At 42.0% G+C, this 15,668-nt stretch carries 9 protein-coding genes; 2 read left to right on the forward strand and 7 right to left on the reverse strand.

Going from position 1 to position 15,668, the window contains the following annotated elements:
- Positions 1 to 8: 8 nt before the first annotated feature.
- Positions 9 to 1,811 (forward strand): PA domain-containing protein, encoded by a 1,803-nt coding sequence (locus AAGA18_04760; protein ID MEM9444645.1) that lies wholly within the window; start codon positions 9 to 11, stop codon positions 1,809 to 1,811.
- 662 nt (positions 1,812 to 2,473) lie between these two features.
- On the opposite strand, the gene AAGA18_04765 is transcribed toward AAGA18_04760, so the two are convergent.
- From AAGA18_04765 to AAGA18_04775, 3 genes are read right to left on the reverse strand one after another with little or no spacing between them, the layout of a single operon-like run.
- Complete coding sequence (locus tag AAGA18_04765) at positions 2,474 to 3,502, reverse strand: hypothetical protein (protein ID MEM9444646.1); 1,029 nt, start codon at positions 3,500 to 3,502, stop codon at positions 2,474 to 2,476.
- Between the two features lie 18 nt (positions 3,503 to 3,520).
- Positions 3,521 to 3,856 (reverse strand): helix-turn-helix transcriptional regulator, encoded by a 336-nt coding sequence (locus AAGA18_04770; GenBank protein ID MEM9444647.1) that lies wholly within the window; start codon positions 3,854 to 3,856, stop codon positions 3,521 to 3,523.
- Complete coding sequence (locus AAGA18_04775; protein ID MEM9444648.1) at positions 3,853 to 4,215, reverse strand: type II toxin-antitoxin system RelE/ParE family toxin; 363 nt, start codon at positions 4,213 to 4,215, stop codon at positions 3,853 to 3,855. Before AAGA18_04775 ends, AAGA18_04770 begins: the two co-directional genes overlap by 4 nt.
- 468 nt (positions 4,216 to 4,683) lie before the next feature.
- On the opposite strand from AAGA18_04775, the gene AAGA18_04780 reads away from it, so the two are divergent.
- Positions 4,684 to 4,857, forward strand: a complete 174-nt coding sequence (locus tag AAGA18_04780; GenBank protein ID MEM9444649.1) for a hypothetical protein — start codon at positions 4,684 to 4,686, stop codon at positions 4,855 to 4,857.
- A gap of 144 nt (positions 4,858 to 5,001) precedes the next feature.
- Here the strand turns inward: AAGA18_04780 and recA are convergent, their stop codons facing one another.
- Genes recA through AAGA18_04800 form a run of 4 tightly spaced genes read right to left on the reverse strand, consistent with a single transcriptional unit; the run spans position 5,002 to position 15,540 of the window.
- Positions 5,002 to 6,084 carry a recombinase RecA gene (gene recA, locus AAGA18_04785; protein MEM9444650.1) on the reverse strand — a complete coding sequence of 361 codons (1,083 nt, stop codon included), beginning with the start codon at positions 6,082 to 6,084 and terminating at the stop codon, positions 5,002 to 5,004.
- Positions 6,085 to 6,102: 18 nt separating this feature from the next.
- Entirely contained in the window at positions 6,103 to 7,359 is a 1,257-nt protein-coding gene (locus AAGA18_04790) for a competence/damage-inducible protein A (protein MEM9444651.1), read from the reverse strand.
- Positions 7,349 to 8,536 carry a small ribosomal subunit Rsm22 family protein gene (locus AAGA18_04795; protein MEM9444652.1) on the reverse strand — a complete coding sequence of 396 codons (1,188 nt, stop codon included), beginning with the start codon at positions 8,534 to 8,536 and terminating at the stop codon, positions 7,349 to 7,351. Before AAGA18_04795 ends, AAGA18_04790 begins: the two co-directional genes overlap by 11 nt.
- Positions 8,537 to 8,553: 17 nt before the next feature.
- Positions 8,554 to 15,540, reverse strand: coding sequence for a PAS domain S-box protein (locus AAGA18_04800; protein MEM9444653.1), 6,987 nt, complete (start codon positions 15,538 to 15,540; stop codon positions 8,554 to 8,556).
- Between the last annotated feature and the right edge of the window lie 128 nt (positions 15,541 to 15,668).

The following is a 15,668-nucleotide window of genomic DNA, read 5'->3' on the forward strand; positions in this document are numbered from 1 at the left end:
ACTTGAAAATGAAAAAGAAATACATGCAAGCTGCTATAACTGGCTTTTCTTTGATCCTGATTGGTCATTCATGCTTTGGCGCCAGCTTTAGTTTTACTTACCTCGACGCCCCTGGTTTTGGGTTTAACGACACCACTCCTGTTTCTCCAATTGGAGGTAATAATGGAATAACCTTAGGGGAGCAACGCAGAAACTTATTAGAAGAAGCTGCTAATCGGTGGGCGCTCTTTCTTCAAAGTGATATTGAGATTGAAGTGGAAGCTCAATTTGAAGCGCTGCCCTGTACGGCTATTAGCGGGGCACTAGCGAGTGCTGGCCCAGTAGCAGTAGAGAAGGACTTCCCTAACGCTCCAATCAATGACACATGGTATGTTTCATCTTTAGCTAATGCCCTGTCAGGTGCGGATCAGTTCCCTTCCGAAAATGACATAATAGTCAATGTAAATATAAATGTGGATGCTGATCCAGCTTGCTTGCTCAGCCTAGGATTTTATTACGGACTTGATAATGAGCCCGGTCTGCAGATTGACTTATTTAATGTTTTATTACATGAGCTGGGTCATGGTTTGGGGTTTCTGACGCTGGTGGATAACGATACGTTTAATTTCCTAGAAGGCACTCCTGACGCTTTTGCCAGAAATATGTTTGATCTTGAAACTGATAAAAGCTGGGTAGATATGACCGCACTGGAGCGAAGTGTTTCGGCAACCAACGATCCTAACCTTGTCTGGACGGGCGAGTTCTCTAAGGCGGGTAGTCGTTCCATAATTAAATCGCAACCCATTTTAAAAATTCTTACGCCAAGCAATATTGCAGGTAGTTATGATACAAGATTAGCGGAGTTTGGGCCGCCATTTCCACCTGGGGGTCTAGAGGGAGAAGTGGTTTTAGTTAATGATGGGGTAGGAGTTTTATCAGATGGCTGTGAGGCACCCTTTGTGAATGCGAATGAATTGGTGGGTAGAATTGCTCTGATAGATTGGGCTACATGTTTATCTCTTGATAAAGTGAAGAACGCCCAAGATGCAGGTGCCATAGCAGTTATAGTTGCTAATACGGTGAGCAATCCTTTATTAAGAACGATGCTAGGTATTGACCCTGAAATAACAATTCCGTCCGCCTTTGTTTCTTTGGATGATGGCAATACCCTGAAAGCAAATTTATCTCATTTATTTGTAAGGATCTCTGAAACTCCGGATCGCATAGGTACCAATGAAAGTCTAGTCCGCTTGCATGCACCAAGTTCATTCCAGGCCGGTTCGAGCATTTCGCATTGGAGCACGAACATTTTCCCTAATTTATTAATGGAAGCCGCACTTCCTCTGAATCTCCGTCCAGACTTGGATCTAACACTTACTGCTTTCAAAGAAATAGGCTGGCCGCTGAATGAAATTCCCTTCCCTCATCAATCTTATACAACTTTTGTAAACGAGTCTTTTCCATCAGGTGCTAGTCTTACCTCGCCTGCCGATAACCCAGATGGCGATGATAAAACGAATCTAGAGGAATATGCCTATGGATCTAATCCCTTGGTGGCTGACTCATCAGACAATGCCATTTCTTTAAGCGTATTGGCTTCGAATTCCGGTCTCCTTACCTATGAGCGTAATCGATTAGCAACCGATATAGACTTTTCTCTAGGAATATCCTCCGATCTTGCATCATTTGTGGAAGCAATCTCTGGCACAGATTTCTTGCAGACCAATGTTCAACAACTTAGTAATTCTGTGGAAGAACTAACAGTAGAGGTTGATCTTTCAGCACCCCAATCTTTTTATGAAATAGGTCTCGAGCTTGATCCAGCTCCCTAGCGACAGCTCTCATATCAAACTTGGTTTTGCTTCTCTAGCTATATATTTGACGGAGCCTGGGTAGGTAAATTCTGGAAGCCTGGGGTGTCTAGAAGACTGGGAGTGATCTGAGTGTAGCAATAGACTGAGACCATCATGGTTAAGCTATCTATTGAGTCTAGTCATAGGTCTATGCCTCCGTTTGGAGGCATGGTGCTGAAAAAATTTGTGGATCAATAGGAATAGATGAAGATCTAAAGGGACTTGATTTGCCAAAGCTAGGCTCTCACAGAGGCTATCAGGCAAAAGAAGTTATTGAGAGTTTCAAGAAAGTAATTCATCGGATACTTCTCCAACGCAATAAATTAGGCGTGAAATCATTTTTCGGAATGACAACCGAATAACCTTTTCTATATTACCTGCCCCCAATTTATCCGTTAGCACTCTATCCACCCAACCTTGAGCTAAAAAATAAAATATCTCGATCTTATTCCCAGATTTTTTATGTTTTGCAACCTCTTCTAGAGTGCTCCAATCACATAGCTTCCAAGTTTTTTCTGAGCTTGAAGTCTTTCCGAAATTAAAAAAGCAGTGCCAAGAGGCATTCAAACTTACGCTTAATAGAGAAGCATGGAGTTGATAGCGTATAAGAACTTAAGTTTTCAGAAGATTTGAAGTTTTAATCAAGCTTTACCCTTATTATTCAAAACGCCTGAAGAGAAATGATATCGGAGTGGCAATTTAGGGTCTCTGTTTTCTTCAGGTATAACTTCAAAGAAAACTTTGATATGCGATGGAAGATGACCATCCAAAAGTGCAATCAATAAATCCTCATAAAACTTCAGCAAATTATCAATGCACGTGTTCATCACATCTAATAAATTCTGAGGTCTACCCATGTCATAGTCAGGATGTACAAACCTCCATGTAGGAAGTCTTATTGTACCATCAGGCTCTAATGAAAAATCAAGTGTTTCCACAAATTCATCTTTTTTGGGATGTTCCAGAGTATTTCGTATGTCGATCCATGTTTTTACCCAAACCTGATCACCAGCTAACATTTGAGCTAACAAACTGTCCTTTCCTTTTTCTTTCTCAGCCCATAATTGCGCTTTATGAAATTTTGCGTTCTTGAAGTCGTCTTTATTTGTTAAAGGCAAAAATAATTTTGAAATTGTTTGCAGACCTCTCTTCACCTCATTTACAAAAGATCTAAATTCGATATTAAAGTGATCGATTATAGGCAGGGTTTTCGGTTTATCAGGCCTTGTGTATTCCTCCAAATTTTCCTCTATGGTGCGAACATGATTTTCTACCTGCTGCTTTAATCTTTGCTTGATAAACCGCAAAGACACAAGCGAGTTCATAACCTCCCAGCTAATATCTGATATCTCTGCATGCTTCTTGGTTCCTTTAATGAAAAAATTCTGAACGAGGTTTTCAGTCTGAATAATAGTCCTTGCTACGATTGGATCAGATGCACCGTGTGGAAGAATAAGGTTTTGTGTCCAGGGGACATTTTCATGTTCAAGATTGGGATCTATATCGTCTGGTGATCTATACCGTAAAATCTTGTTCCTGGTGATGTAATATAAACCGTTTTCTCTACCTATAAAACTGACAAATTCATCGCCCTCTTCGAGGTCTATTTCCAGTGTCACTGCCCCATCACGACTCTTTCTAATTTTTTCTTTACTGCTTGGTGAAGCCATATTCCCAGATAATTTGTATCAAGCTCCTACAAGCTCCAAGACACCTTGTTTGGCCTTGCTTCTAGGCTTAAGCACTTGAATTTGAATATTACGGTCGAGCTTGAGCAGGAAAGAAAACAGCCGATCCATCGTAAAGCCTGTTAGATTTCCCTTTTTCAATTTGGAGATATCAGGTTGCGTTGCTCCAATCAAATCAGCAGCTTTTTTCTGAGTGAGCTTACGTCTTTCAATGGTTCTGATGACCTGAAAAGCAAGATCAGCTTTGGCCTTATATTCAGATGAGTTTTCAAAACCTAAATCCTGAAAAACATTTCCAGAACCTCTTGTAATACTTCCTTTAGATGCATTTTTCATTTTCTGTTTTCCTTCTTCTGATCCTCAAGAGCGATCTTGAGCCTTGTTTTAATTAAATCCATATCCTGTTTCGGTGTTGCTATCCCGCTTTTCGATTTTTTCTGAAAGCAGTGGAGCACATAAATCTTGCCCTTCAGCTTGGCAATATAAACAGCGCGATAGGTATTGCCGTCATGGTTATCTCTTAATTCATAAACACCTTTAAATTCTTTTCCTTTTAACGGCTTGGCATCATAGGGTGTCACACCATGTCGCACCTCATGAAGCCGGAAGCCAAAAAATTGCTTCACAGCGATGGGAAAACCCTTTAGGTCTTCAAGAGAACTGCCAATCCAATCAATAGGTTTTTCACCATCCATTAAATCAATATAGCATATCTACTATAAACAATAAAGCCCCAAATATAGTAAATCTACTATATTTTATCGTAATAGATATCGTAGACTTTAGAAGGAATGGTCTTAAGTCAGCTCTATTTTAAGCATCTCTGAGGCCAGGAAATCACGAAAACAATACGTGGTAAAATTCTCGAATCCGGGGGGTCTAGAAGACAGGGAGTGATCTGAATGTAGCAATAGATTGAGACCATCATGGTTAAGCTATCTATTGAGTCCAGTAATAGGTCTATGCCTCCGTTTGGAGGCATGGTGTCGATGAAAAAATTTGTGGATCAATAGGAATAGATCAAGATCTAAGGGGACTTGATTTGCCAAAGCTAGGCTCTCACAGAGAGCTATCAGGCAAAAGAAGCTATTGAGAGTTTCAAGAAAGTAATTCGTCAGATATTTCCCCTACGCAATAAATTAGGCGCGAAATCATTTTTCGGAATGACAGTTAGCATCCAGACTCAGACATCGACAGATCTTAAAACCTATGTTGAAAACGCGACCGAAGAAAAGTCACGCTTAGCGAGTGATGTGACGAAATGGATTGTGAGCACAGCGGCGGATACAGATAGAAAATTCCTCTCTGCTACAGCAAAGGGCAGGGAGAGTGACTAGAACTTAATGGGAGATCACTTGTTGCTAGGCCTTGTCGAGCTCTCCTTTCTTCTGGCTCAAGCCCTTAGGCCTCTTGTTCAACTTCTATGACATCACCCAGCTTTAAGCTCTCAAAGAGGAGGGTTGTCGAGCTCGTCTTGGATTTTAGCTATCTACTTCAGCAAGCTTGGCTAGCACTTCTACTTCGATTTCATTGTATAGCTCAGGCTTATTCTTAAGCTCTTCCTTGGCAGCGTCTCTTCCTTGAGCAACTTGGTTGCCTTTGTAGGAGATCCAGGCACCACGTTTTTCAACGATTCCTTGCGCTATGGCAAGGTCCAGTAACGAGCCGGTCCTGGAAATACCTTCATTGTACATGATATCAAATTCGGCCTCTGTAAATGGCGGTGCTACTTTGTTCTTAACCACTTTAATTTTTGTGCGATTACCGAGAACGGTTCCGTCAGTCGCCTTGATTTGACCAATGCGCCTGATGTCAATTCGCACACTAGAGTAGAATTTCAGAGCCCTTCCGCCAGGGGTGGTTTCAGGATTACCGAACATGACACCTATCTTTTCGCGGATTTGGTTTGTGAAAATGGCGATGGTTTTGGCTTTGCTGATAAGCGCAGTGAGTTTTCTCATTGCTTGGCTCATCAAACGGGCTTGGGCACCTACCACGGTATCACCAATTTGTCCCTCCAGCTCATTTTTGGTAACTAGTGCAGCAACGGAATCTAGGACCACGACATCAAGGGCATTGGATCTGATAAGGGTTTCCGCAATGCCCAAAGCCTCTTCACCAGAGCTAGGTTGTGAAACGAGTAGTTCTTCCATGTTTACACCAAGCTTGCGCGCATACTTAGGGTCAAGTGCGTGCTCAACATCAATAAACGCTGCAGTGCCGCCAGCCTTTTGCGCATTGGCAATCGCTGTTAAAGTGAGGGTTGTCTTACCAGAGGATTCTGGCCCATACACTTCTACTACACGTCCTCTGGGGAGGCCGCCGACACCGAGTGCTCGGTCTATGACTATAGCGCCAGTAGGGATAACATTGATATCCATTTTGGCATTTTCATCACCAAGGCGCATGATGGAGTTTTCTCCATACTGTTTTTGGATAGCTTGTAATGCTAGATCGAGATTTTTGCGTTCAGCCTCTTTTTCTTTATCGACTTTTTTCTCAAGTGGTTTTTTGGTCGCCTTTATTTCTTTTGCTTTGGGCTCGTCTAATGTTTTTACCGCCATGTCCATTCTCCATTCTAGCTATTTATTTGCTTGTTGATGTGTTACTAAAGTTTGTAAATCCCTTCGCAGTAGATCCAGTGCAATTTGCGATGCCATTACTTTAAAGCTTTCTCGATTCTGTACAAGTCGCTTTTCTAAAACTGTTATCTTTGGCTTGTCACCATGGCTAGATGCGCAGGCGATATAGACGAGTCCTACCGGTTTATCAGAAGTACCACCTCCAGGACCTGCAATGCCAGTTAAAGCGATGCTGAGATCGGCTTTAGATTTTTGTAAAGCGCCGATTGCCATTGCCTTAGCTACGTTTTCACTTACTGCTCCATGCTCATCAATAAGTTCTTGTGGAACGTTCAATTCGGAGGATTTGCTGGTGTTTGAGTAAGTGACCCAGCCCCCACAAAAAACCTCAGAGGATCCTGGGATATTGGTGAGTCGATGCGCTACGAGTCCCCCAGTGCAGGATTCAGCGGTAGTTATTTTCTTGTTTAGACCTCTAGCAAGTCTGACGACAGCTTCCTCTATTTTGATGATCTCATTCGCATAAATGAATTCATTAAAGAGGTTGGTGACTGCTGTAACAACTTTACTCAGGCTTTCAGAGCTTGCACTAACTAGGCGAATATCCAGTTCTCCCAGTCTAGCGCAATAACCTATATCAACATCATGAGGTATATTTAGGCTGTCCATGATCATGTCCTGAGCAAGAGATTCTCCTAAACCAGTTAGTCTGAGTATATTTGTTTGTATGGTATTTTTATGAGGTAGTAAGGAATCAAACCATGGCATTATTTGCTCAGAAAACATAGGATACAATTCTCTAGGTGGGCCAGGCAGGCAGATAATCCATTTGTTTTTATGTTGCAGTCTTAGGCCTGGAGCCGTTCCGTGGTTATTCTTAAGAATATCGGCACCCTCGGGAATCATCGCTTGGATCGTATTACTTTCGGGCATCTCGTAGTCTCGCTTCTTGAAAAATACTTTAATGGTTTCCAAGGTGTCGGTATCGAGGGTTAGTTTTTTTTTCGTCACTTTAGCGATAGCTTGACGAGTGAGGTCATCAGTAGTTGGTCCTAATCCGCCAGTTATCAGGATTAGGTCTGCCCGTGCCAGGGATTCTAAGAGAGCCAACTCAATAATTGAGCCGTCGGGCACCGTAGCTTGTCGGCTTACCTGTAGGCCCTTCAAGGCAAGTTGCTCGGAGAAATATCGCAAATGCGTGTTGAGGACTTGACCCAGCAATAGCTCTGTGCCTGTGTTGATAACTTCAATGATCATGTTGATAGATGGTTTTGTATGAGTCCTTGTTTTTGATGCGGAAGGAATTTTCTCCCTTTAATGGCTCTTTAGCATGAATGGATAATAGATCACCGCGTGAGAGTTTTTTGACTCTCTTTTTGTCCTTAGCCTTGAAGCCTCTGGTAAGCAAATCATGATGTTCTAGTAATCCGTTGGAAGAGCAAATGCTCATTTGTAACTTACCTGCTGTCTCAACAACAGGTGAGACCATGCGGCCTAGATCCCCTTCAGGTAATGGGCTTGCTTCATGGCCAAATGCTAAATAGCTAAATTTCAATTCTTTAACAATACGAGGCTTATCTAGATTTTTGTTAATATCCAAAAGGGTTTGTGGAGGTTGCCACAAGTGGACTTCGTGGCACCAATGTTTCTCTCCGTATTTTGAGAGCATGGGACAAGCTGATTGATGTAAACAGGGGCCCCAGATTTTGAAATCCCTGTTTATTAAGTAGTCGTGGAGTTTTTCAAGCCGAATAGCCGTTTCGGAAAGCGCGGGCTCTATTAAAAGGCAAATACCCTCTTTTTTTAAGTGCGATAATATTGTATCTAGCCAACTCGTAGCTTTTTCATGTGGTGCTTTGTAAAAAAATTCTCCCAGAGAGAAGCTGGCTATAATAATATCCCAAAGGTTCTGTGAAGGAAACTTGTGTGATTCTAGGATGTTTCTAGCGTCTCCCATGTGAGTAATCCATCTTGTCTGAGGCCATAGAGTTCTATGTGCTGTGGCACATTTCTTTAATAAGTCTAATTGGACTCGAGACTGGTCAACAGCATCTATTAGCACTCCGGTCGTAAAATGACGGCTCAAACGATAAGCTAATGCAAAGGATGCAGCGCCTAAGCCACAGCCTAAATCCAAAATTCTAAGGGGTTCTGGACTATTTGGGTTCCAGTGGCGAAATTTAATTAACTCATTGATAACATAGTTTATGCGAGCAAAAGTCTGAGGAAAAAAGTAGCAGCCGTAAGCGAGCACTGCTTCAGTGTCCATGGCATAACCTGAAAAATCTTCGTCTCTGTCCGAGGTGAAGACATCGCTTAAAACTTCAGCAGCAGACGCTAATCGCTTGATCGTGGTGTGAGTGCTGGAGGAGAAATAATAGCTAGATGCTTGTTCCAACCACCAAGAGTCGAGTGCCTCAGGATAATGTGTCATATCATCCTAGCCTTGCATTAATCAATGAGGTAAAGTCGCTCTTCAATTTTATTGATTAATGAGAGATTTTTTTGTGCCAAATTATCTCTATCGGTGAGACTAAGTTCCTTTTGCAATTCGGGGAGTTCTTCCATAGCAGTAGAACTTAAGGCAATAAGCTTCTTGTTAAAAATATTAGCTATATACGTATTGAGCTCAGATGAGTTTTTGATCTGTCCTTTATCAGTCAGTTCTTCTTCTAACTGGTTCAAGCTCTCGGTATCCCTGAAGATAATGGCCGTACCTTTCAATTCTCCGCTAATATCCATGAGAGGTTGAGTGCTTTGGATTAGGTCAATTTTTCCTCCTGAGGTGTGGCGAATAGAGGTTTCCAGTAGTATATGACTCGATGCGGCGCCTTCTAGGTGTATCTGCTTTTGGTTTAATACATGATAAACCTCACTGAGCTCTTTGCCTATGCAGTCCTGGTAATCGCATCCAAGAAGGTCCGAGGCTTGGAGATTCATCAAGGATATTCTTCCGTTGTGGTCAGCGGTTAAAAATGCTTCAGAGTTGGGGTTGGCCTTGTTGTTATTAACGATTTGGCTCTTTGCAGCGGGAAATTCAGTTTTCTGAGGAGTATTAACAGGCGTATCTTCTGCTAGAGGAGTTTCTTGTTTGAGGGCTTCTTTATCTGCTTCAGAAGATTTGCTTTTCTTGCTAGGGAGTTTGAAAGGAGTGATAGAGGATGCTCCCGTAAAGCTCTTAAGGGGTAGGTTTTTAGCAACGTCCAAAGGCAATTTTAGATTCTTTTTACTTTCAGACTCTGGTGAGGGTGGCGGTTGTACACCTTGGCTTGGTAATGGAGGAGGTGGTGTGTTGGCCTCATCCAAGGTGACTCCTTCAAGCAGAGGCGATATGTTAGGACTTCTTTTTTCCAAAAACACAAAGATACATTCTAACTTAGCATCCGCTGTGTAGACGCCATTCATTTTTAAAACAGCGGAGAAGGTTTGGTTTTCTTGATTAATAAACTTATCCTCTATTTGGACTTCAGTCCGTAATTTCGACTCTAATTTTTGCTGGAGTGAATCTATGGCGCTTTTTGCTCCTTCCACAGCTAGTTCAGAAAATTTTCTCCCTTTCCAGTCCTCTTCAGATTGGAATTGAAATAGTGTACTCAAAGCAGAGTTTGCTTCCATGAATCTACCCTGGTTGTCTAGCATAGCTGACGGATAGTCCACTGAGCCAAACAGTGTGCTAAGTCGGGTTTCGGCCACTTGCAAATCCAGCAATGTTGAAAAATTTTCTGTTTCTGTAGTTGTTTGAGATTCTTGTATCTGCTCGAAAACGTAAAACTTGCACCAGATGCTTCCATCCCCACTGCGAACTGCATTAATGGAACAACGTGTTTTCAATGCACTGGTTACAGGAGACTCCCAATGGATTTCAGTAACATATTGGTTTAGTTTGCCAGACAGTAAATCGGAGGCTTGATCCATATTGGTTGGTATAAAGCCTTTGCTGTGAAATTGATTGAGTTTTCGTTGCAACAATGAGTCTCTACTTTTGCCTAGCCAATGCGCAAAGGTCTGGTTTGCGAAAACAATCTCATCTTCAGCATTAGTCAAAGCCACTCCCATGATACTGGAGGAGGCTAGTCCAATGAATCGGGTCTCGGCATCGTCAGCTATGGTCTTTGCCTCATTCAACTTAGATAAATCTTCCATCAAACAGATTATCTTAGAGTCGTCTAATATGCTGGACTTGAAGCCGTGCACTCTTGCCCATGTGGCTTGAGTATTTTTCTTAACCAATGCTCCATCGGCTTGATATTGTTCTAGCTCATCGTGCCAGCATTTGGTTCTGAGCTCCTTTTCGTCTACTCCCTCTTCAGCAATGAAAAGGGCATTCATGTGGATTTCCTCTGCGTTATCGTACCCTGTCCATTCTAGAGCTTTACGGTTGACATGGGATGCTTGTCCTTCCTCGTCAAGGATGAAGATAGGCACGGGCCACTGCTCTATTAGATTAGTTAGTGCTGATTTTTGGGACTCTAAAGTTTCTTTTCTATCAGAGAGCCTATTCTCTAGATCTATATTATTTGTATTGGCCGCTTCTAATTCAGACTCGTGTTCCCTGATTTGAGCGTTTGATTTTTCCAAAGCATTTTCGAGTTCAGCAATGCGAAGTTTTGTTTTATCTAATTCTGCGGTTGATTGGTTGAGTGAGACTTCGTGGGATTCTATGGTGTCAGTCTTTTGGGATAAACGGTTCTCTAGTTCCCTGGTCCTTTCATTAGTAGAAGCTAATTCTTGATGCAATTGGCTTTGTTCCTCCTGCGAGCTTTCTATTGTAGTATTTAGTTCTTGGATCTGTCTTTCTAAATCCTTGGCGATAGTGCGTTCCGTTTCTAATGAAGCTTCGCTCTTTTTTAGATCTTGGTTTGCGCTATCTAAAGCAACATGTTTAGCATCCAATTCAATTTTAGTTTCGTCTAGTGTGTTGTTTATATCAGTGAGGTCTTGCTCTAATTGTGAGATGTTTTCTTTGGCTTGCTTAAGAGATTCTTCTTTTTCTGATAAATAATTTTCAGATTTTTCGAGGGAAGTGATTGTTTCATTAAGCGTTTCGGTTGTTTCTGACAAGCTGCTTTTCATTTCCTCTAGCTCATGGCGTGTTTCCTGGAGCTTGGAGGTAGTTTCGCTGTGAGAGTTATTTTCTTCAGCTAGCTGCTTTTCTAGTTCTTTGATCTGAGACTGGGTTTCTTCAAGTTGCTTTCTGTGGTCCTCTAAGCTGGACTCGAGAGAGATAATAGTTGTTTTCCTGTCTTGCAGTTCTTCGCCTAGGCTCTGCTTGTCTTCGTGCTCAGTCTCTAGCTCAGCTTGGAGCTGCTTAATTTGAGAAAGGTCCTCAATCATCAATACTACTGACCAGTCAGATAGCCCCTCTTGTTTGATCAAGGAACCAGTAAGTTGGACGGGTATCAGCTGTTCATGGATCACGAAGCTAGCTTCAATGCGGAAAGCATCTCGGGTTTTCTCGTGGCAGTCGAGGAGAAGTTTGTCTAAAGATTTACGGTCATTTTCACTTATATAATCCAATAAAGAATGGTCACTGAGCTCTAAGGCATTATCAGAAAAGAGTTTCTGAGCCAAACGATTTGATTTTAGGATGTGGTTTGACCCATTAAGAATCATCGCAGGCGTTGCCTCTTGTTCAAAAACAGCACTGAGATGGGCTTCTGTCTTTTTGTTGGATTTTTCTAACTGTCTGATTTTGGATAAGTCCGTTAGAATAGAAACAGTTAAAGACGTAGGGCCTTCAAGATTGTTGAAGGTGATACGGCTTAGATTTAACCGGCCCCAGATAGTTTGGCCTGATTTTCCTTCAAAACGTTTTTCTATTTCATAAAATGGATGATCTCCACTATTGAGCTTGTTCCACTCATCCTCCTGAATCGGGCTGTCTCCAGGGTGAATAAGGTCATCCCAAGTTTTGAAACGCAGTTCTTCGGATGTGTAGCCTAGTAGGCTTAAAAAAGAGTGGTTAGCTCGTAGGAAATTTCCTGTGTCATTGGTGAGCGCTACAGTTAACGTTGGGTGGTTGAAGAGTTTGTCTAGCTGCTCAGATTTGTTCTTTAAACTGTTCTTATCTAAAAAGCTTTCGGTGCGATTATCAACAAGGAGTATGAAGTACTGGGTTTCATGATGTTGGTCACGTATACATTCTAGAGTTAAAACAACAAAGAGTTTTTTGCCGTCTAATCCCTCTATATGAAGATTGGTGCAGAGTTTGTCCTTTTTTTCTTTTACATACTCTTGCCATTGCTTAGAAAAGCTTTCTCCAACAAGTATTTGATCGATTGCCTTTCCTAAAACCTCCTCTTTAGTGATAGCGAGCATTTCAACAAAGGACTGGTTTGTCTGTTCAATAAGGCCATCCTTAGAGATGAAAAGTAGCCCCATGTTGTGAAGCTCTAAGGCCGATTGCACAGGTGTGTCGCTAGCTTTTAAAGCGGCTTCTTGTTTCTTGAAATCTGAAACATCTTGCAGTTCCACTATGTAGAAACTTTGATCGCCTTTACCTAGTAAGGATAGATGAATACTAATGATGCTATCTTTAAACTTTTGGTCTTTGCTGCTTTGTTCCCATTTAAATTGGTGCCTCTTACCAGCTAAGCAATGGCCGATTTGTTCTTGAATCTTTGCCTTTTCAGTTTTTAGGATATCATTGAGTTTCTTGCCGCTAAGATGTGCATGACCTAAGAGTGACTCTGCGGTGTTATTTGAATGGATAATGATGCCTTGATTATTGGCGATAATAAGTCCGCTTGTAGCGGATTTGAGCAGGATATTGAGCTTGCTGGCCTCTAGTTCGTAAAGTCCTTGTAGGTTTCTATAATCACTTTGAAGACCTTTAATTGGACTTAGATCTTCAGCAATGCCCAAGATATGAATTAACCCGCCTTCTTTATCCTGAATGGCTCGTATGGTGAGATTGCATGTTCGCTTTTCATTCTCTGCGGTCAGCAGAGAAATTTCTTTTTGCAGGCGACCTTTTTTGCTTTTGGATACTTCTTTAAGATAAGTCTGAATTTTTTTAAAGTCACTTTCAGCCAATACATCTGTTAGGCCAAGTTTCTTAAGTTCCTCTGTTGTTCTAAGAACCATGTTGGCAAAGGCTGGGTTTACAGCTTGGAATTTTCCTTCGAGGTTTAAAATGAACTGTCCGTTTGGTGAAGCTTGAAAAGCTTCATCGCTTGCAGTGACTTGTCTAGATAGTTGAATATCAAGAGTCTCTAAAGTTAGATTGTCCTCAAAGGTGAGTATACCACCTATGATTTTATTTTTTTTGCGAAGCGCAGTAAGGCTCAAACGGACTGGTCGAGGGGCTTTGTCCTTTTGACTAACCTTGCATTCGATCTGGCAGTGGTGTCTCTCTGATGAGCGAAATTCCTCGATGGTGGTGGTCCAATGAACTTTATTCTCATCGGATACAATATCGCTAACTTTCTTGTGTGTGAATTCTTGCTCGCTCCATCCTAGTAGAGTCTCAAGGGAATTGTTGCAACTGAGAATAGTTTCGAAATCTTGATCAAGAGTTGCGAGGGAGATGGGTGAATGATCGACGGCAGCTGCGTAGCGTGTTGATAGTAGTGAGGCTCTTTGTTCTTTTTCTAGCTCTGATGTGATGTCTTGGGCAGTCACTAGAATGGAATCCAGTTTGTCCTCCTCATTGTGCACGCTAGTGAGAGAAAAATTTATTTGCTTTCGGGTAGTGGTTTTACCTTTGCCAGTTTTTATTTCTACTTTGTGTTTGAAAACCTGTGATGTGGTATGGCCTTTCAGGCAGTCATCTAAGGCTTTGATATCTTTACTTTCTTTGATGCCAAGTAATGAAGTAAAAGAAGTCTTTTCAATTTCTTTGACATCAAGGCCTATGATCTTAGCAAATACTTGATTGCACTCGATGATCTTTGCCTTGTTATCTAGTATAACAATGGGCAAATGTGCAGAGTGCTTGATAGATTCGAAACGAGACTCATGAATGACCTTTTCCTCAGAAATACTTTTTAGGTCTTGCCGAATTTGGCGCACTTCAGTGAAGTCCTCTAGAACTTCTAGGAATAGAATCTCATCTGGATTGTCGCTATTGAGCAGCGTGACGTGAATTTTGCCCCAGAATATAGAACCTTCTTTGCAAACAAAGCGCTTTTCTAGGTCAAAGCCTTGCCGTTTGCCGTCTAGACATTCTTTCCGCAGTCTAGCCTCTTGTTCGTGATCTTTTGAGTCGGTGATGTCTGTGTGACGCTTCATGCGAAGTTCCCCCCAGCGGTAACCTAAACGCTCTAGCATGACGTTATTCATGCGCTTGAAGAAACCTTTGGCGGAGGTCGCACAACAGCCCATAGTGCCATTATTGAACAAAGCGTCGAAACGCCTCTGTAAATTAGCTAACTCAGCTTCAGCCTTTTTCTTGCCAGAGAAAAAGGCCACTTCAGCAGCAACTCTGCCACTGAGAGCTTTGAAGACGCCGCGAATAATGGCAATATTTTTGAGAGGCTTTGTATCGGCTGCGACTAGATATCCGCAAACTTTTCCTTCCGCATTGATTAATGAGATACCTGCAAAACCAGAAATTTTATTTTTCTTTAGAAAAGAATCTTCAGAGTATTTCTCTGAGGCCGCTTGGATTCCTGCAACAAACTTATTGGTAGCGATTCCCTCCAAAGGGGAGCCCTGTAGTGAATAGTTGAAATTTTCAACGCTTGCCCCCTGGCAAGTCACAGCAAGTGTCTTGGTGATCTCCCTTTTGGCTGGCAATTGTTCTGTGACAAAAACCCATTCGACTTCTAGTACTTCGGCTATTTTTTTGGTTAATAGGCCCAAGAAGGCAGTGCCTGATCGCTTGAAAAAAATTTCCTGAACAGAGCGGATAGCAGCTTCCTCCTTTAAGGTTCGTTCTTCTGATGCTTTCAGCGATAGGTAATTAATCAAAAGTGTGCCAGCATTCTTAAAACGTTTGTTTAAAGAGGGCGTCATGCGCCTTTCATTATCATCAACAAAGCACAGTGCTCCTATAACTTCGTCTGAAGCTCTTAGCGGCATGATCGCGCCAAAGCGGACGATTCCATCTGCGGGGTCTGTTTTGACACCTTTGGGGTAAGGGACTAGTTTTGAAAACGAGGCAATGTCATCATCCTTTGACTCAGTTAATTGCCTGGTGATGTCATCGTGAATCGAGGAGAGCTTGAAGGGTCTTTGGGAGTCTTCCCAAACGATTTCTGCTTCATGCGTGCATACAAAAACGCAAGGCGCTTTTAGGGAGTCCATCATAAGGGAACCAATTTGTTTAAAAAGCTCCTTACTAAAGTCGTTAAGAGTGAAAGGTAAATGATGGGCAGAACCTGCTGTCGGTGCAGGCACTTCGATGGAGTCTTCTTCGTTAATTAAGCTTTGTTTTTCTCTTGAAAATAAGCGGGCGACGTTACGGGTATTTAAATAAGGGAATGGTTTTTTCACAACCTACGCATTTGTTGGGGAATTATTCATCTGAAGGCAAAATCATGTAAACTGAGCATTAGGTTATAACCCTTGCCAAGAGATCACAAGTAAGATTCTATCTAGCGGTCTAGTCCGCAGCTTGAATT

This window comes from Verrucomicrobiota bacterium (assembly GCA_039192515.1).
In the GTDB taxonomy this organism is placed as follows: domain Bacteria; phylum Verrucomicrobiota; class Verrucomicrobiia; order Methylacidiphilales; family JBCCWR01; genus JBCCWR01.